This is a genomic window from Acinetobacter sp. ANC 3781, assembly GCF_004331285.1.
Taxonomy (GTDB): Bacteria; Pseudomonadota; Gammaproteobacteria; order Pseudomonadales; family Moraxellaceae; genus Acinetobacter.
Genome location: NZ_SJOH01000017.1, coordinates 39,009 through 61,282, shown reverse-complemented (window position 1 = coordinate 61,282; position 22,274 = coordinate 39,009). Strand labels below are relative to the sequence as shown.

Sequence of the window (22,274 nt, the reverse complement as noted above, 5' to 3'; positions counted from 1 at the left end):
TTTACACTGACCACTTAATTTACTCGAGTGATCTATATGTCTCAATTGGCTTCTCCTTTTATTCAGGAACAACAATTCTTAGATGCTTTTCAGCAAGCCATTGAAACACAAAGTTTTGATCGAATGATTCTTAGCCAGTATAAAGGCGAACTTGAAAATCTGGAGAAAATGATCTTGCGAGTCATTTCACTGCAAGGGCAGCCGGTTTTAAGTTGTTTGTATCGTTACAAGACTCAGGATGTCACCAAAAACTATCCTTTAACAGAAGCCAGCCAGCTGGTTCAGGATTTATTAGTCCAATGTAAACAAGCCAATCTTTTTACCAATGAAGAAGAGCTACAACTCAAAAAGAATAAGAAAAAAGCCCTGTTGACGGTGAGTAAAAATAAATCTGCATCAAGGCCCCAGAATATAGAAAATCAGCACGGACATGACCGCACCAAACATCGCTATGTCGATCAAGACAGTTGTTTTTTACAACCTTTAGGCATTACTAACGCGAAAGCGCAAATTATTCCAAGCATGGCGCGTAAATGGAAACAGATTAATAAATTTGTGGAAATTTTTTCGGGTGCTTTAGAGCAGATCACACAGCAAGATCATTCTTTGCGTGTGGTAGATTTTGGTTCGGGCAAAGGTTATCTGACCTTTGCCTTATACGATTATCTGGAAAAGCAGGGTCAAACGCCCTTTGTTACCGGAGTGGAACTGAATCCGAAAATGGTAGAGTTTTGTCAAAATGTAGCGGCAGCTTCCAATTTTAAGCAACTGGACTTTTTCCAAGGCGATGTCCGCACTTATGAACCAAAACACTTGGATGTAATGATTGCTTTGCATGCCTGTGATGTGGCGACGGACTTTGCCATTCATACGGGTATTCGTTTAAATGCACAGATGATTATGTGCGCGCCGTGTTGTCATAAGGAATTGCGTCCCCAGCTCAGAAGCCCGGAAGTGCTGAAACCGATGTTGCAATTTGGCATTCATCTGGGTCAACAGGCAGAAATGCTCACCGATACCATTCGTGCCTTATTGCTTAAAGCCTATGGCTATGAAACCAAAGTATTTGAGTTTGTAGCACTCGAGCATACCAGTAAAAATAAGATGATTCTGGCGACCAAACGAAAAGATTATCAAGAGCCGGATCAGACAGTATTGGCTCAGATTCACGCTCTAAAAGAGATGTATGGCATTCAAAAGCATTCGCTTGAATTATTGCTCAACAACCAGTGGGATCAGCAGGATATTGGCTGCAAGTGTTAATTTAAAACCAGTTTAAAATGGATCAAGCGGTCGCAAGACTGCTTTTATTTTAGGAAGATGATTTTTGATGAGCCAATTTACCATACGTCCAGGCAGTTGGGATGAGCTGCAAGATGATGCAAAACTAATTCGTGAGCAAGTGTTTATTCAGGAACAGCAGATTGCGGTTGAAGATGAATGGGATGTTGAGGATGCAGTATCCTTACACTTCGTAGTTTATGATCAAGATCAGCCGATTGCGACAGCACGATTATTGCAAAATAACAGCGTCGGACGTGTGGCTGTATTGAGGTCGCATCGCGGTGTAGGGATTGGAAAATTGCTAATGGAGCGGATTATTCAGCAAGCCAAATATGAACAGCGCAAATTTTTAAAGTTGTCTTCACAAGTGCATGCCATTCAGTTTTATGCAGCCTTGGATTTTAAAGTTGAAGGTGAGCAATATCTGGATTGCGGTATTCCGCATATCGATATGCGGTTGCTATTCACTTGCTCTTAGATATTTAAAATTTCAGTGTCGAAAATAAAAAAGCCACTAAAAAGTGGCTTTTTTATTTTCAGGAATCTTAGAATCAATGACCAGACTCATGTTCAGCTGATTTTTCCGCTTCAGTCATTGCAGCATGTTCTTCTGCAGCCATGTGATGATCTTCAGCGGTGGCTTTTGCTGCACCCGCCTCTTTACGGTTTTTAGCTTCTGCTAAAGCTTCTTCAGACATTGCAGGTGCATTTTTAAAAGCATGTTGTTGGGTGTTTTTTTGCTGTTGGCTCGGCATGTAATCTGGTTCGTTGCTTACGGCAAGGTAGAAAAAACCCATGAAAATAGCACCTAAAATACAAGCAATAATCAGCGCTTTCCAGCCCCAAGGTGATTTTTCAGGAGAAGAATTGTCAGTCATGAGAAAATACCAAAATGGATAAAAATAAATCAGAATCTATGTAACTTTATAACACAGAATAGAATGAAATCCGACTCATAACTGACTCAACCATTATTTAAATAAGCGAGTGAAATGAATTCAAGGAGCTGGTTTCTATTTAAGTGAAGTCAAAGTTTATAGCGGTATAAATATTCAGGCTTAAAAAATAGGTAAGTATTCTAAATGATCAAAAGCCCCCTTGAATGCATTAACACCCTTATCTTCAATCCAAAGAAAGGGCGTTAATGCTTTATGACTGAAGGGGGTTTATGAAATTTTCTCGCCAGAATGCATTTTATCTTTGAGCAATTGAGGCGCTTTAAAACGCTCACCATATTTGGCTTCAAGCATATTGGCGCGGATCAAGACTTTTTCTAGACCATACTGGTTCAGATACTGTATGGCTCCACCTGTCCATGGGGCAAAACCAATCCCGAAAATAGAACCGATATTGGCATCTACAACCGACTCCAACACGCCTTCTTCAAGGCAGCGCAAAGTATCCAGCGCTTGGACAAACAGGAAGCGGTCAATCATTTCCTGTTCGCAAATATCAATGTCTTTTTTCCAGTGGCTTAAACCCGCCCATAAATGTTTTTTCCCAGCTTCAGGGTATTCATAGAAACCTGCTCGCGCAGCTTTACCTTTACGGTTGAATTGATGAAGCATGCTTTCAATCACCTCATCCGCAGCGGAACGTGGCAGGTCTTTAGCTTCAGCTTGCAGGGCTTTACGCGTCTCAGCAGCCACATGTTCAGAAAGTGTTAAAGACACTTCATCCTGAATCGCAAGTGGCCCAACAGGCATACCCGCTTTGAGAGCTGCCATTTCAATTTTGGCAGGATGCACGCCTTCAGCAAGAAGTCTTAAACCTTCTTGCACAAAGGTGCCAAAGACACGACTGGTAAAGAAACCACGACTGTCATTCACCACAATTGGGGTTTTACCAATTTGTTGGACATAGTCATAGGCTTTAGCCAAAGTTTCAGCTGAAGTATTTTTGCCCTTAATGATTTCTACCAGTTGCATCTTATCGACGGGACTGAAAAAGTGCAGACCAATGAAGTGGCTATCATCTTTAGAAGCTTTGGCGAGTCCGGTAATTGGCAGGGTAGAGGTATTCGATGCCATCACGCCGCCAGTTACCAAATAACTTTCCGCTTCCTGGGTGACCTTGGCTTTGAGTTCTGGATTTTCAAACACCGCCTCAATAATCAGGTCACAACCTTGCAAATCCTCCGCAGAAGCTGTGGTTGTAATTAAACTTAAAACTTGATCGCGTTTTTCAGCCGTTAAACGACCTTGAGAGGCTTTTTTATCCAGCAACTTTTGGCTGTAGGCTTTGCCTTTTTCTGCCGCTTCTATTGATATATCTTTTAAAATAACCGGAATGCCTTTCGATGCGGTGGCATAAGCAATCCCTGCACCCATCATTCCGGCGCCTAAAATACCGACTTTAGTGGCTTTCCATTTCGCAACGTCTTTTGGGCGGCTGGCACCTGATTTAATCGCATTCAGACCATGCCAGAAGGTGCCAATCATATTTTTGGAAATTTGGCCGGTCGCCAGATAAGTAAAGTAACGTGATTCAATGGTCAGTGCGGTATCGACATCCACCTGTGCACCTTCAACTGCTGCTGCCATAATGGCTTCAGGGGCAGGGTAGCAACCTTTGGTCTTGTCACGCAGCATGGCAGGTGCAATCGCAAGCATTTGAGCAACAGCAGGTGTTTTGGGATCACCGCCAGGAATTTTGTAGCCTTTCACATCAAATGGTTGTTGCGAGATTGGATTGGCTTTGATCCAAGTAACCGCCTGGTCTAAAAGTTCTTGTTCAGTTTCCACAATCTCGTGAATCAAGCCTAAAGATTTGGCTTTATCGACAGTAAACTGTTTGCCTTCCATCAGCAGTGGAAAAGCATTTTGCAAGCCGAGCAGTCGTACCATGCGCACGATCCCGCCACCGCCTGGTAATAATCCTAAAGTCACTTCAGGTAAACCAAATTTAGCTTTCGGGTCATTCAGTGCAATACGATGGTGACAACACAAAGCCAGTTCCCAGCCACCACCGAGCGCCGTACCATTGAGTACTGCAACTACTGGAATACCACGTGTTTCGATATAGCGTAGTTTGGCTTTCATCTCTTCAATCATGTTGAAGAAGGCTGTGGCATGCTCCGGCTCTGCCTCAATCAGTTCATCCAGGTCACCCCCGGCAAAAAAGGTCTTTTTCGCTGAACGGAAAATAATCCCGGAAATTTCTGCATCTGCTTGAAGTTTTAAAACAATATCTTCCAGCGCCACACGGAAATCCGCATTCATGGTGTTGGCAGACTGGTTGGGAGAATCTAAGGTTAAAATGACGATATTATCCGCATTTTTTTCATATTGAATTGCGCTCATTGTTGTTCTCCTTATACCAATTCAATAATGGTTGCGATGCCCATACCGCCACCCACACATAAAGTGGCTAAACCACGTTTTTTGCCTTGACGTTCCAATTCATCCAGCAACGTTCCCAGAATCATCGCACCAGTTGCACCGAGTGGATGTCCCATCGCAATAGCCCCACCGTTGACATTGACTTTAGCCGGGTCAACATTAAGTTCAGTAATAAAACGCATCACTACTGCGGCAAATGCTTCATTGACTTCAAACAGGTCGATGTCGTCAATCGTTAGACCAGCTTTTTCTAAGGCTTTACGTGCTGCAGGGACAGGACCGGTCAACATGATGGTTGGATCAGAGCCAACCAATGCAGTAGCCAAAACTTTGGCACGCGGTTTTAAACCTTGTTCTTTCACTGCTTTTTCTGAAGCAATTAAAACAAGCGCTGCACCATCGACAATGCCGGATGAATTCCCTGCATGGTGCACATGATTAATCTGCCCGACTTCTGGATATTTTTGCAGGGCAATCGCATCGAAGCCCATTTGTCCCATCATGGCAAAACTTGGATTCAGTTTGGCTAAACCCTCAGCAGTGGTCGTTGGTTTAATAAATTCATCTTGGACTAAAATCATCACGCCAGCCTTGTCTTTAACCGGCACAATCGATTTATTGAAATAGCCACTGGCTTGAGCTGCGGTAGCTTTACGTTGTGATTCAGCTGCGAATGTATCGACCTCTGAACGCGTATAGCCGTCAATGGTCGCAATCAGGTCAGCGCCAATGCCTTGCGGAACAAAGTCGCATGCCATATTGGTTTCTGGATCCAGTGCCCAAGGGCCACCATCTGAACCCATTGGCACACGTGACATCGATTCCACACCACCCGCCACCACCATATCTTCCCAACCGGAACGGACTTTCATGGCTGCCATATTCACCGCTTCAAGTCCAGATGCACAGAAACGGTTGATTTGCACACCCGCCACATCATTGTCCCAACCTGCGGCAATCGCAGCTGTTTTGGCAATATCCGCACCTTGATCACCAATCGGGGTTACACAGCCCAGCACAATATCATCGACTTTAGAGGTGTCGAGCTGGTGACGGTCTTTCAGTTCATTCAGTAAGGTAGTGAGTAATGTGATCGGTTTCACTTGATACAGCGAACCCTCTTTTTTTCCTTTTCCGCGTGGTGTGCGAATGGCATCAATGATGTAGGCCTCGCTCATAGCTGTTCCCTTGTTATGACTTTTAAATTGTTATACTTTTCGAGTGTAATGATTAATTTTTGAAGTGCAATGACAAGAACGGATCAGATCAAATGAGTTTTTTAGCCAATAAAAAAGCCCAGACATTTAGTCTGGGCGGAGAAACTGTTATGCAGCTAAATGATTAATGATAGCCGTGTAATTGGCGATACAGTCCAGGTGTTACTCCAGTCCATTTCTTAAATGCACGGTGGAAAGTACTGGTTTCACTGAAACCGACTTGTTGTGCAACATCTTCCAGGGTTAAACCTGGGTTAAGTAGAAGGTGAATGGCAGCATCACGGCGTAATGCATCTTTAACACCTTGATAGCTTTTGCCTTCTGCAGCCAAACGACGACGTAAAGTTTGTGGCGACAAGTACAGCATAGACGCCACATCATTCAAGGTTGGCATTTCTTCACCAATTTGGCTCTTGAGGACGTCACGAATACGTGAAGTTAAAGAGTTGGTATTTTTGAATTTAACCAGTAATTGAGCCGGTGCGGCTTTTAAGAATTCTTCCAGATTCTCTTCAGTTTGACGCAGTGGTAAATCCAGATAATCAGCTGCAAAGGTAATTTCGGTGCGTGCTGCATCAAACTGCATCACCGGGGCAAAGAACAGTGCATCGTATTCATCGGCATGTGCAGGGCGTGGATAGCCGAAGTGCACACGTTCTAGTGGAATACGGCGTTCAATTAGCCAAGAAGCTAAACCGTGCCAAATCATCAACATACTTTCGGTAATGAAATGGTCGGGATCCATGCTTTGGGGAACATGAGGAACCAGACGTGCTTCGTGTTTATCACGTTCTATAGTCACCGACCATTCATCACCAAACAGTTTATAGAATTGTGCAGAAAGATCTAAAGCGTCTCCTAGCGTTTTCGCGTGAATAATCAACTGACACATAATGGCAAAAGTGCCCAAGCGACGTGGCTGTATATCAAAGCCCATATGTTCGTCTTGAGTCACCATCCATAACATCTTGACAAATCGGGTGTATTGCTCAGGAGAAATACGTGCTTTAGGTTGACGTAATAAGTCGGGTTCAATGCCTACATGTGACAATAAAGTTTCGACGTCCATACCTAGACGTTTTACGCCTGTTAAAGCCGCATTTACGAAGTGGATACTAATTGTATCGCGACTTATATTAAAGTCTTCAGTTTCTTTATCTTTTATATTCACTGGCAGTTGACCTAATTTTATATTCACTTGTAGTTGACCTAAATGACACTAAAAAATGTTTGGGTGGCAATTTACAATATATATTTTACCTTATCTACATATTAAATTGCCGAAATGATCAAGGTAAATGGCTGAACATGACATTGTTTTGTTGCATTTATATTTCTAATATGGGAAAAAAATCAACATAAAAGAGTAAAAATTACATGGAAGCTGCTTTAAAAGGATTAAAAGTTCTCGATTTTTCTACCCTTTTGCCAGGACCGTTCGCGACATTATATTTAGCTGACTTGGGTGCAGAGGTTATTCATGTGGAATCGCCAACACGTCCGGATTTAATCCGTTTATTGCCACCTTATGCCAATGGACAAGCGACTGCGCATAGTTATTTGAATCGAAATAAACAATCCATAGCGCTGGATTTAAAAGATCCTCACAACATTGCGTCCATTAAACAGAAAATTTCTGAATTTGACATTGTGATTGAGCAGTTCAGACCCGGGGTAATGCAACGGCTCGGCTTGGATTATCAAAGCCTTGCCGCAATTAATCCGCGACTGATTTATTGCTCCATTACCGGTTATGGGCAAACCGGACTCTATAAAGATAAAGCCGGCCACGATATCAATTATCTTGCGCTGTCTGGAATTGCAGGTCATAGCGGTCGGCAAGACAGTGGTCCACCCCCGATGGGCATTCAAATTGCAGATGTTGCCGGGGGCTCTTTACACGCAGTAATCGGAATTCTGTCTGCGGTAATTGAACGTCAACGTAGCGGACAGGGACAATATATTGATATTTCGATGACCGACTGTGTGGCCACCTTAAATAATATGGCAGCCGCCGCATCACTGGCTGGAAAAAGCAAACAGTCTGCGGAAAGAGGGCATTTAAATGGGGGTACTTTTTATGATTATTATCAGACTCAAGATGGCCGTTATTTGTCTGTGGGGAGTTTAGAACCGCAATTTATGTCCGGCTTGGCCACAATTTTAGAACTTCCAGTCCTTCTAGAAAAAGGTGCTTCTTTCGATGAGTTAGATCGAAAAATGGTTAAGCAAGCGATTCAGGACAAAATAAAATCTAAAGATTTTGCTGAGTGGCAGACGGTTTTCGCAGCGCAAGACATTTGTGTTGAGCCTGTACTGCATTTGGATGAAGCACTACATTCTGAACTTGCCAAGCAACGACAATGGACAGTTGAAGTACCTTTGGATACAAATTCAGAACAGACAGAGCAACAGTTAAGTTGTCCAATTAAGTTCTCCCGATCAGAAAATGTCTATAAATTCGCTGGACAGCGACTCGGGGAAGGAAAATGGTGATTATTTTTCTCTTATTTTATCAAATGGTTAAAAACCTCTAATCAAAAAGTTAAAAGAATGTGAAGAAAAAATTGACCAGTCTCACATAAAATAGGCGTAACATATACAAAATACATATAAATAAATTATGGTTACTTATATGCACTTATCCCCTAAAGTAAAGGCGGTTTCAGTTGCATTAACTGCTTTTTTATCTGGTATTGCGGCAGCACATGCAAGTGATGCATTTGATGCAGAAAGTCCGAGGATGCTCGGTGACTGGAACGGTCAGCGTACTACACTGCAAAAACAAGGCTACGATTTCAGCTTCGGTTACACGGGTGAAATGGCAACTTTACTCAATGCAAAATATGCCTCAAGTCACGGAACTGAATACGCAGACCAGTTTGCAATTGGTGTGCACTTAGACTTGGAAAAGATTTCTGGATGGAAAGATACTGAAGCTCAAATTAACATTACTGAGCGTAATGGTCATTCACTGTCTAATACTTCCGATGCTTTAAATGGTCAATCGACTGGTGTAGCAAGTGGTCATTTAAGTTCTACACAAGAAGTGTGGGGCCGTGGTCAAACTTGGCGTTTAACTGATTTTTGGATCAAGAAAAAATTCTTAGAGCAGAAATTGGATATTAAAGTCGGTCGTTTCGGTGAAGGTGAAGACTTCAATAGCTTTGACTGTGATTTTCAAAACCTGGCCCTTTGTGGTTCACAAGTGGGGAACTGGGTGGGTGATCAATGGTACAACTGGCCTGTATCACAATGGGCTGCACGTGTGAAATACAATGTCACTCCAGACGTTTATGCACAAGTCGGTATATACGAATATAACCCTGAAAATTTAGAACGCGGCAAAGGTTTTAACCTGAGCACGGATGGTTCTAATGGTGCAATTATTCCTGCAGAATTAGTTTGGACACCAAAAGTTGGCGAGCAAAAACTTCCGGGTGAATACCGTGCCGGTTATTACTACAGCACTGCTGACGCGCAAGAAATTAGCCAGCCTCTACAAACTTCACATAAGCAAGGCGGATGGGTAGTTGTGAAACAACAGCTGATCGCACATAAAGGGGATGCTTCTCGTGGCTTAACGGGTTTCGTGAATTTAACCGTTCATGATTCAGATACAAATGCTGTAAGCGATATGCAAAACCTAGGTCTTGTTTATAAAGGTGCAATAGATTCTCGTCCTAAAGATGAAATTGCAGTTGGTGTTGCACGTATCAATATGAATGATGGTCTGAATGATCAACGTAGTGAGGAAATTGATGCAGAAGTTTATTACGGTTTACATGCAACCAATTGGTTAACGATCCGTCCAAACGTTCAGTATATTCGTCATGTTGGTGCATATAAAAACGGTGAAAATGCTTGGGTTGGCGGAGTCAAATTCCAAACTGCTTTCTAGGGGTGATTCAGAGCCTTAAAAAATGAGAGGTCATCATCAACAGTGATTACCTCTAATTTTTTTTAAAGAGTCTGATTTTTGTAGCTGATGTACATACGGTTAATCAAAAGGGTTGTGAAGAATCTTTTTGATTAACCTTACTAAAAATTAAAGATTAAGGTGGTTAATATGAATAATCCATCTACAGGAACGGGAATGCGTACATTTAGCGTCATTATCTTGGCGATATTTGCGTTGATCCTGCTGATAGGCGGTATCTGGCTAGCAGTGCTAGGCGGTTCAATTTATTACATCATTGCCGGTTTATTGTTGTTGGCAACAGCGGTTCTTCTGAAGAAATCGGATTCCAAAGCATTTTGGGTGTATGCCGCATTAATGCTGGGTACAGTTATCTGGGGTGTTTGGGAAGCAGGTACTGACTTCTGGGCACTTGCACCACGTCTCGATATTTTAGGTTTACTGGGTTTATGGTTATTGATTCCGGCAGTTTCTCGCGGAATTGCTGAGGCGAAAACAGCTAAAATTGCTTTAGCGAGTACTTTAATCCTCGCCATTGTAGTGATGATTTATGCAATTTTTAATGATCCACAAGAAATTAAGGGTGAAATTAAAACTGCACAGCCAAAACAAGCGCAAGCCATTACTGGTGTAGCCCCTGAAGACTGGCCTGCTTATGGTCGTACTCAAGCTGGTGTGCGCTATTCTCCGTTAAATCAAATTAACAGCGATAACGTTAAAGATTTAGAAGTTGCCTGGACCTTCCGTACTGGTGAAATGAAAACCGATAAGGACTCAGGCGAAACCACCAATCAGGTAACGCCAATTAAAATTGGCAACAACATGTTTATGTGTACTACACATCAACGTTTGATTGCACTTGATCCTGCGACAGGTAAGGAAAAATGGAGTTTCGATCCGAAGTTGAAAGCGGATAACACCTTCCAGCATTTAACATGTCGTGGTGTATCTTATTTTGATGCGAACAACACGATTCAATTCGCAAAAAGTTTAGAAAGTAAAAAATCAAGCTCTGTACTTTGCCCACGTAAAATCATTCTTCCTGTGAATGATGGTCGTCTTGTGGCAATCAATGCAGACAATGGTCAGCGTTGTACCGACTTTGGTAAAAATGGTGAAGTCGATCTTCAAAAAGATATGCCATTCCCGTATCCAGGTGGCTACATCCCAACTTCACCGCCAGTGATTACCGGTACCACCATCATTATTGGTGGTTCAACAACTGATAACTACTCAACCGAAGAACCTTCTGGTGTAATCCGTGGTTATGACGTAAACACCGGTGAGCTTCTTTGGGTATTTGATACCGGCGCAGAAGATCCGAATCTCATCCCGGCTCCGGGTCAAAAATATGTTCAAAACTCACCAAATGCCTGGGCACCTCTGGCTTATGACGAAAAACTAGACATTGTATATGTACCAACAGGTGTGGGTACGCCGGACATCTGGGGGGGGAACCGTACTGAGCTTGCTGAGCGTTATGCAAACTCAATGCTTGCATTGAATGCATCTACAGGTAAATTGGTCTGGAATTTCCAAACCACACATCACGATTTGTGGGATATGGATGTGCCATCACAGCCATCTCTAGCTGACATCAAAGATAAATCAGGCAATATTGTTCCTGCAATCTATGTGTTGACTAAAACAGGAAATGCCTTCGTTCTAGACCGTCGTACAGGTGAAGCAATCGTTCCGATTGAAGAGCGTGCTGTACCACAAACTGTGAAACGTGGTCCACAAACCAAAGGCGAGTTCTACTCTAAAACTCAGCCATTCTCTGATTTTGATCTTGCGCCACAAGATAAATTGACCGACAAGCAAATGTGGGGCGCAACCATGTTTGACCAGTTGATGTGTCGCGTTTACTTTAAGTCATTAAACTACGATGGCATTTATACCCCACCTTCTGAAAACGGTACTCTGGTTTTCCCGGGTAATCTAGGTGTATTTGAATGGGGCGGTATGTCTGTCAACCAAGACCGTCAGGTTGCGTTGATGAATCCAATCGGCTTGCCATTTGTGTCTAAACTGATTCCTGAAGATCCAAACCGCAAACAAACCGCGAAAGGTGCGGGTACAGAAGCGGGGATTCAACCGATGTACGGCGTGCCTTACGGTGTGGAAATTAAAGCATTCCTGTCACCACTGGGTTTACCTTGTAAACAGCCAGCCTGGGGATTTGTAGCGGGTGTGGATCTGAATACCCATGAGGTGGTCTGGAAAAAACGTATTGGTACAATCCGTGACAGCTTGCCGAACTTGTTCCAGTTGCCCGCAGTTAAAATTGGTGTTCCGGGTCTGGGTGGTTCAATCTCTACCGCGGGTAACGTGATGTTCGTTGCGGGTACGCAAGATAACTATATTCGTGCCTTTAATGTGACCAATGGTGATCAGTTGTGGGAAGGACGCTTACCAGCAGGTGGACAGGCAACTCCAATGACTTACGAAATCAACGGTAAGCAGTATATTGTGATTATGGCCGGTGGGCATGGTTCATTCGGGACAAAAATGGGCGACTATTTAGTAGCCTATGCTTTACCTGATCAAAAGAAATAATCATTAAAATATAAAAAGCCTGATTCATCAGGCTTTTTTTATGGATTAATTTCATCATTTTAAAAAACTTAAATTTTTCATATAAAAATAGGAGTATTTACAGGGGAGAATTTCAAAAATTATTTTCTATATGAAAAATAATGATAAACAAGTGAAAACAACATCAAATCTGATTAGAAGTAGCAGGATTCGGCTGTAAGTGGCTATATCAGTGAAATCCAGACATGCTTATCAATAAAACCGCTATTAAATATGTAAAAAACGCATTTTGTTGATAGGTTAAATCTCGTTATGCTGTCAGCCGTTATAATGAACCTACTAGCTGTACGCCATGTATTTATATACTGATTTCGATCAGCAACTGATCAATGAACGTGTTGCACAGTTCCGTGACCAAACGGAACGTTATTTAGCGGGTAAATTGACGGAAGATGAATACCGTCCGCTACGTCTCCAAAATGGTTTATACGTGCAACGTTATGCGCCAATGTTACGTATTGCTGTGCCTTATGGTCTGATGAACTCGAACCAGCTCCGTAAAATCTCGGATTTGGCTAAAGACTATGACCGTGGTTATGCACATGTATCAACACGTCAAAACATTCAGTTTAACTGGCCTGCACTAGAAAATGTACCTGACATGTTGGCAGAACTGGCAACAGTTCAAATGCATGCCATTCAAACATCGGGTAACTGTATTCGTAATACCACAACTGACCAGTATGCAGGGGTGGTTGCTGGTGAAATTGCCGATCCGCGTCCAACCTGTGAATTGATTCGTCAATGGTCAACCTTCCATCCAGAATTTGCTTTCTTGCCGCGTAAATTTAAAATTGCGGTGTCTGCATTGGCTGAAACAGACCGTGCAGCGGTTTCATTCCATGATATCGGTGTGTATATCGTGAAAAATGAAGCAGGCGAGATCGGCTATAAAATTAAAGTCGGTGGTGGTCTGGGCCGTACCCCAGTCATTGGCAGCTTTATTCGTGACTTCCTGCCACGCGAAGATTTAATTGCTTATCTTGAAGCCGTCCTTCGTGTCTATAACTTGCATGGCCGTCGTGACAACAAATATAAAGCACGTATCAAAATTTTAGTGAAAGCTTTAACGCCTGCTGTATTTGCTGAAAAAGTCGAAGCCGAATTTGCTCATACTATTCAGACTTTGAAAATTCAGCCTGAAATCTTGAAAAAGCTGGATGAAGAATTCACGCCATTTGATTATCAAGCTTATGCAGATGAAGACTTCACTGAACAGTTTGCTGCGCATCCAAAATTCAAGCAATGGTTCAATATCAATACCAATGCACATAAAGTAAAAGGCTATCGTATTGTAACGATTTCGCTTAAACGTGCTGGTATTGCACCAGGTGACATGACCGTTGAAGAAATGAATTTGATTGCTGATTTGGCAGACAAGTACACTTTCGGTGAACTTCGTACCACACATGAACAAAATATTTCGCTTGTTGATGTTCCGCAAAAAGACTTGTTTGAATTGTGGCAAATTCTTGAGCAAAACAACCTTGCACGTGCACACATTGGTTTCTTAACGGACATCATTTGCTGCCCCGGCGGTGACTTCTGCTCGCTGGCAAATGCAAAATCAATTCCAATTTCTGAAGCGATCTCGCGTCGTTTTGATGACTTAGATACCGTATATAACCTCGGTCACATCGACTTGAATATTTCAGGTTGTATGAATGCCTGTGGTCATCACCATGTTGGTAATATTGGTATTTTAGGTGTTGATAAAAAAGGCGCTGAATTCTACCAAATTACTTTAGGTGGGAATGCCGATCATGATGCTTCAATTGGTGATATCTTGGGGCCATCATTTGCAGCGGATCGTGTACCGGATGTAGTAGAAGAAATTTTGAATACTTATCTCGATTTGCGTGCTGATGGGGAAGAATTTATCGAAACTTACCGTCGTGTTGGCATTCAACCGTTTAAGGAGCGTGCATATGCTTAATACTGCGCTAAAAGTGCTCTCTAAAGATGGCACGATTGCAGACAACACTTATCAATTGATTGGTGAAGATGGGATTTTACCGCAAGGTGACGTGGTTCTGACTGTAGAACAGCTTGATCAATTGGCAAATGTATCTGGCAAAAAAGCTTTGTACATTACTGTTGATGCTTCTCCTGAAGTCAATGAATTCCCGCTTGACCAGTTAGATGCAATCTTTATCGAGTTTGCAGGCTTTAATGATGGCCGTGGTTATTCATTTGCAGCCTTGTTGCGTCGTCAAGGTTATCAAGGCGAACTTCGCGCGACTGGCGATATCTTTAAAGATGTGTTGAACTATTTAAAACGTTCAGGCTTCGATACTTTCGTGGTTAAAGAAGGTAAAGATATTTTGGAAGCGGCTGAAGGCTTAAATGATTTTAAAAATCCGTATCAAGCATCTACTGCCGTTGCACAAGCACGTTATCAAACAGGTGCTTAATTTGAATTAAGTTGCCGTGAAAATTAAAAAAAGCCGGAGTAATTCCGGCTTTTTTAGGTCTGATATTTAGAGGAATTTAATCTCACATTGCTTCGAGTTGACAGTTAATCATCCATTTAATCCCAAACTGATCTGTAAATGCACCATATAACGCACCCCAAAACGTCTTTTCCAAGGGCATTTCTAGTTGTCCATTGACAGATAAAGCCTCAAACAAGCGTTGTGCTTCAACTTGTTCATCGGCATTTAGATTAATCGAAATATAGTGATTATTGCCTTTAGTGAAAACAGTGTTTTTTTGCGCACAGAATTGATCATTGGTATCGGATGCCATCAGTTCTGTAAATTCATTGATGGGTAGCGAAACGTGCAGAATAAGATTTTTATCCGCTTCAGAAAGCGTAACACCTTCTTCAGCAGGTAGCTCGCCATAACGGGTAAGATTCGAAAATTCGCCACCAAAAACTGACTTATAAAAGTTGAAAGCAGCTTCTGTTTCACCTTGGAAGTTGAGGTAATGATTGAGTTGCATGGAAAAGCCTGTTTTTGTTGTTTTGTTCAGATTTAATTTAGCAGGCTTAAGCTTAAATTTTGATAATAAAAATATGAAAAAGTGTAAGCATAAAAAAATCCCTCCAAGTGGAGAGATTTTTTTATGCTTTCTCCTTAGGGGAGAGATGAGGAACACTGCTTCGCAAGGAAGTTAAAGCAATTCAATCGCCACAGCAGTTGCTTCACCGCCACCGATACACAGTGCCGCAATACCACGTTTGCCACCTGTACGTTTCAACGCATGGATTAAGGTTAAGATTATACGCGAACCAGTAGATCCGACAGGATGACCGAGAGCACATGCTCCTCCATTGATGTTCACTTTCTCAGGATCTAACTTGAATTCGTCGATCGGACACATCGTTACCATTGCAAAGGCTTCATTAATTTCCCATAGGTCAATATCCTCAACCTTCCACCCCGATTTATCTAGAACTTTTTGAATTGCACCTACAGGAGCAATAGTAAATTCAGAAGGATGTTGTGAATTCGAAGCATATGCCACAATTTTTGCCAAAGGGTTTAAACCTTTTGCCGTAGCATGTTCTGAAGAGGTCAATACTAGGGCAGAAGCACCATCTGAAATTGAGCTGGCATTTGCAGCAGTAATTGTCCCGTCTTTTGCAAATGCAGGACGTAAAGTTGGAATTTTATCGATATTGGCATTAAAAGGTTGCTCATCTTTATCTACAACCACATCGCCTTTACGAGATTTCACGGTAACTGGAACAATTTCATCGGCAAAATAGCCTTCAGTAATAGCAGTCTGAGCACGTTTTAAAGAACGAATGGCAAAATCATCCATTTGTTCACGGGTATAGCCTTTATTGTTTGCCATGTCTTGAGCGAATGAACCCATCAAGCGGCCTGTTTCAGCATCTTCTAGACCATCGAGGAACATGTGATCTTTCACATCACCATGGCCCATGCGATAGCCTGCACGTGCTTTGGTCAACACATAAGGTGCATTGCTCATTGATTCCATACCGCCAGCCACCACAATTTCAGCAGAAGCTGCTTTGATCATATCGGCAGCCTGCATGACAGCTTTCATGCCCGAGCCACAGAGTTTATTGATGGTGACTGCTCCAGTTGAATCAGGCAGACCGGCTTGACGCATTGCTTGACGCGCAGGGCCTTGCTTTAAACCGGCAGGGAGTACACAGCCCATAATGACTTCTTCGACATCCGTTGGTTGTAATCCTGCACGCGCAATTGCTTCTTTAATTGAAGCTGCACCAAGCTCAGGCGCTGTTAAACCCGCTAAGCTACCCTGAAAACCGCCCATAGCTGTACGTGCGCCATTTACAATTACGATGTCTGTCATTTTTGTTCTCTCCGAGATTTACTTTTTAGGGGATTGTTTTACAAACATAAGCAGTATATGGAAAAATGAACAGGAATAAAGTCTGTTTGTTCTACGCCTTTAGACTGATAAGTTTTTAGCAAGTGAGTGGATTCTCAATACGGGTATGTCCCATCCTACTCAATAAAATTTTATAGTGAGTTTGTTGATAATGAGAACAATAATAAAAACTGCCATTTGATCCATTCGGAAGCCCATTTTCAGCTTGAAAAGTTACACTTGGCGTCCTTAACGTACCTCTCCAATCTAAATTTCCATATTTCAGCTCAGTTGATTCCGTAAAGACAATTTTTTCATCCGCATCCACCTGTCTATTTTTATTACTATCTAAAAAAACAATAAAACCTGAATTCCAATGACTTGCTTGGCAACTCACTTTATTTTGGCTAGGACAGAGCACGACATTGGTGTGATGTATGGCAGCATGGGATTTTGCTAATTGAATACTTGAAATCAATTTGTTTGTAATATTTTTGACTTCTTGTCTTGCCATTATGTCGTGAAAATAAGGTAAAGCGATGGTCGTCATAATCGCTAAAATAGCGAGCGTAACGATGAGTTCAACGAGCGTAAAACCATTTTTTTGTTTGGAAATCATTAAATTAACCTTGTAATATATTATTTTAGTTATTTGTGTTATTAATATTTTGTTTTTTAATGGTTTTTTAAAGCTAATATTTATTACTCAACTTTTAAGAAAGCTGTTAAAATAATTTAGCAAGTGACAATAAGCTATTCATAAGAATAAATTGAGTAAAAAATTACCGAATTACAACGGAAATTGTAAGTAATTTTGTCAATAATTTACTTGATTAAAATTATCAAGCACTTGGAAAAAAAATAAAGTGTTTGTATGATTCAAAGTGAATGGCTTAAAAATAAAACTGGGGTATTGGAAAGCCTATCTCAGGATAGCCCAAATTTAGGCTTGAGCTTGAACAACAATTGTTATCTCTGGAGGATAATTCCATGAAAATGAGTCGTATTGCATTAGCAATGCTCGTTGCTGCACCTTTAGCTGCTGCTAACGCTGGCGTAACTATTACACCATTAATGCTTGGTTACACTTTCCAAGACACTCAACACAATAACAGCCGTGGCAACCTAACAAATGGTGGCCAAGAGCTTCAAGACGATTTATTCGTTGGTGCTGCACTTGGTGTTGAATTAACTCCATGGTTAGGTTTTGAAGCTGAATATAACCAAGTTAAAGGTGATTCAGATTTCAACCAGGGTGAATATAAACAAACTCAAATCAATGGTAACTTCTATGCTACTTCTGATTTGATCACTAAAAATTACGACAGCAAAATCAAGCCATATGTATTGTTAGGTGCTGGTCACTATAAATATGAGCTTGATAGTGCTGCTGGTCGTGATACACGTGGTCTTGAAGAAGAAGGTACTTTAGGTAATGCTGGTCTTGGTGCTTTCTGGCGCTTAAACGATGCTTTATCTCTTCGTACTGAAGCTCGTGCTACCTATAACATCGATGAAGATTTCTGGAACTATACAGCTTTAGCTGGTCTTAACGTAGTTCTTGGTGGTCACTTGAAGCCAGCTGCTCCTGTAGTTGAAGTTGCGCCAGTTGAACCTGTAGCTCCAGTTCAACCAGCTCCACAAGAGTTGACCGAAGACCTTAACATGGAACTTCGTGTGTTCTTTGATACAAACAAATCAAACATCAAAGATCAGTACAAACCAGAAATTGCTAAAGTTGCTGAGAAGTTAGTTGAATATCCAAACGCTACTGCTCGCATCGAAGGCCATACAGATAACACTGGTCCACGTGCATTGAACGAACGTTTATCTTTAGCTCGTGCTAACTCTGTTAAATCTTCACTTGTAAATGAATACAATGTAGATCCAGCTCGTTTGTCTACTCAAGGTTTCGCTTGGGATCAACCGATTGCTGACAACAACACTAAAGAAGGCCGTGCTATGAACCGTCGTGTATTCGCGACAATTTCTGGTAGCCGCACAGTTGTTGCTGAACCAACTCAAGCTCAATAATTAATTATTGATCTGATCTGAAAAAAGCAGCCTTAGGGCTGCTTTTTTTATACTCGCTACATAAGCATAACTTGTTTAATACACTGTTTTATTTTTATCTTGTTCTAATAAATATTCCTATACAATAAAAACAGGGTAAGCAATGACACAGATGCTAACGACTGAAGATGGCAGCTCCATTTATTATAAAGATTGGGGGGAGGGTGCTGTAATTGTCTTTTCACATGGATGGCCTTTATCCAGTGATGCTTTTGAAGACCAAATGTTATTTTTAGCTGAACATGGCTATCGGGTCATTGCATTTGATCGGCGTGGACATGGGCGGTCAAGTCAACCATGGGCTGGACATACTATTGACCAATATGCAAAAGATTTACATCAATTGATTGAACATTTGAATTTAGATAATTTTGCTTTAGTTGGGCATTCTACCGGTGGAGCAGTTGTCACCCGTTATACGGCAAAATATGGACAGCAGAAGGTCACTAAGCTTGCGTTAATTGCTGCTGTAACTCCTTTAATGATTAAGCGAGAGGATTATCCAGACGGAGTTGATCCAGAAGTATTTGATGAAATGCGTGCAAATTTATTGGATAACAGAGCTGATTTTTATCTGGATTTTGCTAAGAAGTTTTATGGTTACGACAAATTATTCAATAAAAAATCTGAAGGTGTAGTGCAAAATTTTTGGCGTATCGCTATGCAGGGGTCGATCAAAGCACATTATGATTGTATTGAGGCTTTTTCAGAAACAGATTTGCGCGAAGATTTAAAACAGATCACGGTGCCGACTTTGGTGCTTTATGGGACTGCAGATGAAATTGTACCTCCAGAAATTTGTAGTCAACACACATTAAAACTTTTAAAGCACGGCGTAGAGGAGCAAATTAAAGGCGCTTCACATGGTTTGTGTACTACGCATAAGAATGAAGTTAGTTTTGCTTTAAAACAATTTTTTGCAGCAGGTTCGGTATTATAAAAGTGCATTCAAGTGGCAAGGACAGTAGTATAAAAAAACAGCCCTAAGGCTGTTTTTTTAAATAAAAGCTCAATCACGTTCTACATTTACAGGTTGAACATCCATTTCTTGATATGGAATCAGTTTGGTTTTATGTTTCCATTTATACCCTAACCAGATCACAAGAAAGAGCGGAATACTGATATAAGTTGAAAGCAAACCTAACCAGTCAATTTTTCCACCAATCAATGCTTCATAGTTCTGACCTAGAATAATGATCGAGCAGAGAATGAAGGCGAACCATGGTGCAAAAGGGAAAAACTTGGCTGTATAAGCTAAATCTTCAAGTTTATAGCCTTGTGCTAAATAGCCTTTACGGAAACGGTAATGTGAAATGGCAATACCTAACCAGACAATAAAACCACACATCCCGGACATATTCAGCAGCCAGTTAAACACTTCTTGTTCGCCAATAAATGTCGTCAAAAAGCAGAGTGCAGCAATTGCAGTGGTGGCATAAAGCGCATTCATCGGTACGCCACGAGGGTCGAGTTTAGCAAACCATTTCGGTGCGCGTCCCTGACGTGCCATATCAAATAGCATACGCGTAGATGAATACATACCTGAGTTACCTGCAGACAATATTGCAGTCAGAATCACCGCATTCATTAAACCTGCAGCAAAGGCAAAACCTGCTTTTTCATACAACAATGTAAAGGGTGAAAGGGTGATATTTTCACTGGCAGCGGCTTGTAATAAACGTGGATCATCATAAGCAACTAAGGTGCCGATAATGAAAATACACACTACGTAAAACAATAAAATACGCCAGAAAATTTGCTTGATGGCAACAGGGATAGTTTTTTTAGGATCTTTAGATTCACCCGCTGCAACCCCCACCATCTCGGTTCCCTGGAACGAGAAGCCGGCAATCATGGCCACACCAATCATGGCTTGTAAGCCGCCAACAAACGGTGCATCACCTTTAGTCCAGTTGGAGAAAGTGACCATATCCGGGGTCAGCATGATTTTGGCAATCATGGCAATACCAATAATGATAAAGACAATAATCGCAATGACTTTGACCAAAGAGAATAAGAATTCAGTTTCACCAAAGCCTTTGACCGTCAGGGCATTAATACCAAAAATAATGGCCAGAAAAATGGCACTCCAGTAGAAGCCTGGAATATCAGGGAACCAGAATTTCATAATAAACTGTACCGCAACCAGTTCAAAAGCAACGGTGATGGCCCAGTTGTACCAATAGTTCCAGCCTAAAGCGAATCCAAAACCACCTTCCACATATTTAGTCCCATAGGTGAAAAATGCACCTGAAGTGGGGTTGTGTGTGGCCAACTCGCCCAAACTCGTCATTAAGAAATAAATCATTAAACCAATTAGGGCATAAGCAAGTAATGCGCCGCCAGGACCTGCATTTGCAATGGTTGCACCAGAAGCCAAGAATAATCCTGTACCGATGGAACCGCCAATGGCAATCATATTGAGATGGCGAGCACCAAGCTTACGCTGCAGGTGGGGTTGATCTGTTTCGCTCATCATTGTTCCTTAACATTTTTTTGCATTTTGGCGAACAACACTTTAAAGCCTTGTTGATCGGCTTTGGTTGTACACTGACCAAAATTCTGCTCAATTAATAATGGATAATTTAAAAAGCGGTTTGCTACAATCCATAATTCGCCGCCCGATTTTAAATGACGTCGTGAAGTTTTGCATAAACTTTCACTGGCGTTGTAATTGGTTTGAATACCCTGATGGAAAGGGGGATTGCTGACGATGGCATGCAAGAAGAGAGGAGCATCCTCAATACCTGTCACTGCGGTAATTTCAAGTTGTTCTGGTGCAAGATCATTTTTTTCAAAGGTCATTCGGGTAGACGCCAACGCAAAGGCATCGACATCCATCGCGAAAATTCGGTTTTTAGGATTCAGTTTAGCTAAATAAGCACTGATTACCCCCGCACCACAGCCAAAGTCAGCAATTTTACCTGAAGTCACTTGCGATAAAAAAGGCAACAATACGGCTGTGCCTAGATCTAAGCGATTTTGACTAAATACACCCGGAAGAGCGCAGATGGTTAAATCACCTCTAGGCGTCGCGACCGTATATTGCTGCGCCCAATCTGCCAAAGTTTTCGCAGTCACTGTTGATTCAATGGTGAGTTGCCACATTTGACAATGACGTGCGCTATCGAGTTTAAGGGCTTTGCCATAAGGTTGCAGTTGTTTGGCTGCGCGTTCGACACCGGCTTTTTTTTCACCAACCAGAAAGATAGAAGAACCTAAACTTAAACGGCTTACGACATTGTGTAAGATATAATTTAATAATTCTTTTGACTTCGGCACAAAAATGATCGCTTGATCAAAATCAGCCTCAGGAAGGTCGACACCAAAATGGACATTGGCTTGTTGTGACTGAAAATATTGAAATTCATTATAATTCCATGTCCATAAACAGGGAGTAATGTCTTTCTCTAAATTGGAAAGTAAGTCATCTGTTGGTGCATTAACCAACAATATACGTCCTGAAAGATATTCATGCTGTCGAATGACAACTTCACTTCTTGGATCCATTTTTTTATCTCGCCATTGAAA

At 41.6% G+C, this 22,274-nt stretch carries 18 protein-coding genes; 9 read left to right on the top strand and 9 right to left on the bottom strand.

Features of this window, described 5'->3' with window-relative positions:
- Positions 1 to 36 precede the first annotated feature (36 nt).
- Both E0H89_RS12820 and E0H89_RS12815 read left to right on the top strand, forming a co-directional pair.
- Positions 37 to 1,263 carry a class I SAM-dependent methyltransferase gene (locus E0H89_RS12820; RefSeq protein WP_131217681.1) on the top strand — a complete coding sequence of 409 codons (1,227 nt, stop codon included), beginning with the start codon at positions 37 to 39 and terminating at the stop codon, positions 1,261 to 1,263.
- A 67-nt stretch (positions 1,264 to 1,330) separates the two neighbouring features.
- Positions 1,331 to 1,762 (top strand): GNAT family N-acetyltransferase, encoded by a 432-nt coding sequence (locus tag E0H89_RS12815; RefSeq protein ID WP_131217680.1) that lies wholly within the window; start codon positions 1,331 to 1,333, stop codon positions 1,760 to 1,762.
- Between the two features lie 73 nt (positions 1,763 to 1,835).
- Here the strand turns inward: E0H89_RS12815 and E0H89_RS12810 are convergent, their stop codons facing one another.
- The 4 genes from E0H89_RS12810 to E0H89_RS12795 form a co-directional block, all read right to left on the bottom strand.
- Positions 1,836 to 2,162 carry a hypothetical protein gene (locus tag E0H89_RS12810; RefSeq protein WP_131217679.1) on the bottom strand — a complete coding sequence of 109 codons (327 nt, stop codon included), beginning with the start codon at positions 2,160 to 2,162 and terminating at the stop codon, positions 1,836 to 1,838.
- Positions 2,163 to 2,450: 288 nt separating this feature from the next.
- The gene (locus E0H89_RS12805) at positions 2,451 to 4,586 is read right to left on the bottom strand and encodes a 3-hydroxyacyl-CoA dehydrogenase NAD-binding domain-containing protein (RefSeq protein WP_131217678.1); all 2,136 of its coding nucleotides are present in this window, start codon (positions 4,584 to 4,586) and stop codon (positions 2,451 to 2,453) included.
- A gap of 11 nt (positions 4,587 to 4,597) precedes the next feature.
- The gene (locus E0H89_RS12800) at positions 4,598 to 5,803 is read right to left on the bottom strand and encodes an acetyl-CoA C-acetyltransferase (RefSeq protein WP_131217677.1); all 1,206 of its coding nucleotides are present in this window, start codon (positions 5,801 to 5,803) and stop codon (positions 4,598 to 4,600) included.
- Positions 5,804 to 5,966: 163 nt separating this feature from the next.
- Positions 5,967 to 6,977 (bottom strand): AraC family transcriptional regulator, encoded by a 1,011-nt coding sequence (locus E0H89_RS12795; protein WP_131217702.1) that lies wholly within the window; start codon positions 6,975 to 6,977, stop codon positions 5,967 to 5,969.
- Positions 6,978 to 7,219: 242 nt separating this feature from the next.
- On the opposite strand from E0H89_RS12795, the gene E0H89_RS12790 reads away from it, so the two are divergent.
- From E0H89_RS12790 to E0H89_RS12770, 5 genes are all read left to right on the top strand, one after another.
- Positions 7,220 to 8,338, top strand: coding sequence for a CaiB/BaiF CoA transferase family protein (locus E0H89_RS12790; protein WP_131217676.1), 1,119 nt, complete (start codon positions 7,220 to 7,222; stop codon positions 8,336 to 8,338).
- Between the two features lie 139 nt (positions 8,339 to 8,477).
- Entirely contained in the window at positions 8,478 to 9,743 is a 1,266-nt protein-coding gene (locus E0H89_RS12785; protein WP_131217675.1) for a carbohydrate porin, read from the top strand.
- A gap of 168 nt (positions 9,744 to 9,911) precedes the next feature.
- Positions 9,912 to 12,320: a glucose/quinate/shikimate family membrane-bound PQQ-dependent dehydrogenase gene (locus tag E0H89_RS12780; RefSeq protein WP_131217674.1), complete on the top strand. Its 2,409-nt coding sequence runs from the start codon at positions 9,912 to 9,914 to the stop codon at positions 12,318 to 12,320.
- A gap of 331 nt (positions 12,321 to 12,651) precedes the next feature.
- A complete protein-coding gene (locus E0H89_RS12775; protein WP_131217673.1) occupies positions 12,652 to 14,295 on the top strand; it encodes a nitrite/sulfite reductase in 1,644 nt (547 codons plus the stop codon).
- Positions 14,288 to 14,773: a DUF934 domain-containing protein gene (locus E0H89_RS12770; protein ID WP_131217672.1), complete on the top strand. Its 486-nt coding sequence runs from the start codon at positions 14,288 to 14,290 to the stop codon at positions 14,771 to 14,773. The genes E0H89_RS12775 and E0H89_RS12770 overlap by 8 nt, the downstream gene beginning before the upstream one ends.
- 82 nt (positions 14,774 to 14,855) lie before the next feature.
- Here E0H89_RS12770 and E0H89_RS12765 read toward each other — a convergent pair whose 3' ends face one another.
- The 3 genes from E0H89_RS12765 to E0H89_RS12755 form a co-directional block, all read right to left on the bottom strand.
- On the bottom strand, positions 14,856 to 15,305 hold the full coding sequence (locus E0H89_RS12765; protein WP_131217671.1) for a VOC family protein: 450 nt from the start codon (positions 15,303 to 15,305) through the stop codon (positions 14,856 to 14,858).
- A 171-nt stretch (positions 15,306 to 15,476) separates the two neighbouring features.
- Positions 15,477 to 16,652: a thiolase family protein gene (locus E0H89_RS12760; RefSeq protein WP_131217670.1), complete on the bottom strand. Its 1,176-nt coding sequence runs from the start codon at positions 16,650 to 16,652 to the stop codon at positions 15,477 to 15,479.
- A gap of 115 nt (positions 16,653 to 16,767) precedes the next feature.
- On the bottom strand, positions 16,768 to 17,289 hold the full coding sequence (locus tag E0H89_RS12755) for a GspH/FimT family pseudopilin (RefSeq protein ID WP_131217669.1): 522 nt from the start codon (positions 17,287 to 17,289) through the stop codon (positions 16,768 to 16,770).
- Positions 17,290 to 17,660: 371 nt separating this feature from the next.
- On the opposite strand from E0H89_RS12755, the gene omp38 reads away from it, so the two are divergent.
- A complete protein-coding gene (gene omp38, locus E0H89_RS12750; protein ID WP_131217668.1) occupies positions 17,661 to 18,704 on the top strand; it encodes an outer membrane protein Omp38 in 1,044 nt (347 codons plus the stop codon).
- A gap of 142 nt (positions 18,705 to 18,846) precedes the next feature.
- Positions 18,847 to 19,683, top strand: coding sequence for an alpha/beta fold hydrolase (locus tag E0H89_RS12745; protein ID WP_131217667.1), 837 nt, complete (start codon positions 18,847 to 18,849; stop codon positions 19,681 to 19,683).
- Between the two features lie 69 nt (positions 19,684 to 19,752).
- Here the strand turns inward: E0H89_RS12745 and E0H89_RS12740 are convergent, their stop codons facing one another.
- The gene (locus E0H89_RS12740) at positions 19,753 to 21,219 is read right to left on the bottom strand and encodes an amino acid permease (RefSeq protein WP_131217666.1); all 1,467 of its coding nucleotides are present in this window, start codon (positions 21,217 to 21,219) and stop codon (positions 19,753 to 19,755) included.
- Complete coding sequence (locus tag E0H89_RS12735) at positions 21,219 to 22,253, bottom strand: methyltransferase (RefSeq protein ID WP_131217665.1); 1,035 nt, start codon at positions 22,251 to 22,253, stop codon at positions 21,219 to 21,221. The genes E0H89_RS12740 and E0H89_RS12735 overlap by 1 nt, the downstream gene beginning before the upstream one ends.
- Between the last annotated feature and the right edge of the window lie 21 nt (positions 22,254 to 22,274).

Excerpts from the sequence above, each read along its gene's own strand:
- E0H89_RS12820 (WP_131217681.1), top strand. The coding sequence starts at position 37 with ATGTCTCAATTGGCTTCTCCTTTTATTCAGGAACAACAATTCTTAGAT.
- E0H89_RS12815 (WP_131217680.1), top strand. The coding sequence starts at position 1,331 with ATGAGCCAATTTACCATACGTCCAGGCAGTTGGGATGAGCTGCAAGAT.
- E0H89_RS12810 (WP_131217679.1), bottom strand. The coding sequence starts at position 2,162 with ATGACTGACAATTCTTCTCCTGAAAAATCACCTTGGGGCTGGAAAGCG.
- E0H89_RS12805 (WP_131217678.1), bottom strand. The coding sequence starts at position 4,586 with ATGAGCGCAATTCAATATGAAAAAAATGCGGATAATATCGTCATTTTA.
- E0H89_RS12800 (WP_131217677.1), bottom strand. The coding sequence starts at position 5,803 with ATGAGCGAGGCCTACATCATTGATGCCATTCGCACACCACGCGGAAAA.
- E0H89_RS12790 (WP_131217676.1), top strand. The coding sequence starts at position 7,220 with ATGGAAGCTGCTTTAAAAGGATTAAAAGTTCTCGATTTTTCTACCCTT.
- E0H89_RS12785 (WP_131217675.1), top strand. The coding sequence starts at position 8,478 with ATGCACTTATCCCCTAAAGTAAAGGCGGTTTCAGTTGCATTAACTGCT.
- E0H89_RS12780 (WP_131217674.1), top strand. The coding sequence starts at position 9,912 with ATGAATAATCCATCTACAGGAACGGGAATGCGTACATTTAGCGTCATT.
- E0H89_RS12775 (WP_131217673.1), top strand. The coding sequence starts at position 12,652 with ATGTATTTATATACTGATTTCGATCAGCAACTGATCAATGAACGTGTT.
- E0H89_RS12770 (WP_131217672.1), top strand. The coding sequence starts at position 14,288 with ATGCTTAATACTGCGCTAAAAGTGCTCTCTAAAGATGGCACGATTGCA.
- E0H89_RS12765 (WP_131217671.1), bottom strand. The coding sequence starts at position 15,305 with ATGCAACTCAATCATTACCTCAACTTCCAAGGTGAAACAGAAGCTGCT.
- E0H89_RS12760 (WP_131217670.1), bottom strand. The coding sequence starts at position 16,652 with ATGACAGACATCGTAATTGTAAATGGCGCACGTACAGCTATGGGCGGT.
- E0H89_RS12755 (WP_131217669.1), bottom strand. The coding sequence starts at position 17,289 with ATGATTTCCAAACAAAAAAATGGTTTTACGCTCGTTGAACTCATCGTT.
- omp38 (WP_131217668.1), top strand. The coding sequence starts at position 17,661 with ATGAAAATGAGTCGTATTGCATTAGCAATGCTCGTTGCTGCACCTTTA.
- E0H89_RS12745 (WP_131217667.1), top strand. The coding sequence starts at position 18,847 with ATGACACAGATGCTAACGACTGAAGATGGCAGCTCCATTTATTATAAA.
- E0H89_RS12740 (WP_131217666.1), bottom strand. The coding sequence starts at position 21,219 with ATGAGCGAAACAGATCAACCCCACCTGCAGCGTAAGCTTGGTGCTCGC.
- E0H89_RS12735 (WP_131217665.1), bottom strand. The coding sequence starts at position 22,253 with ATGGATCCAAGAAGTGAAGTTGTCATTCGACAGCATGAATATCTTTCA.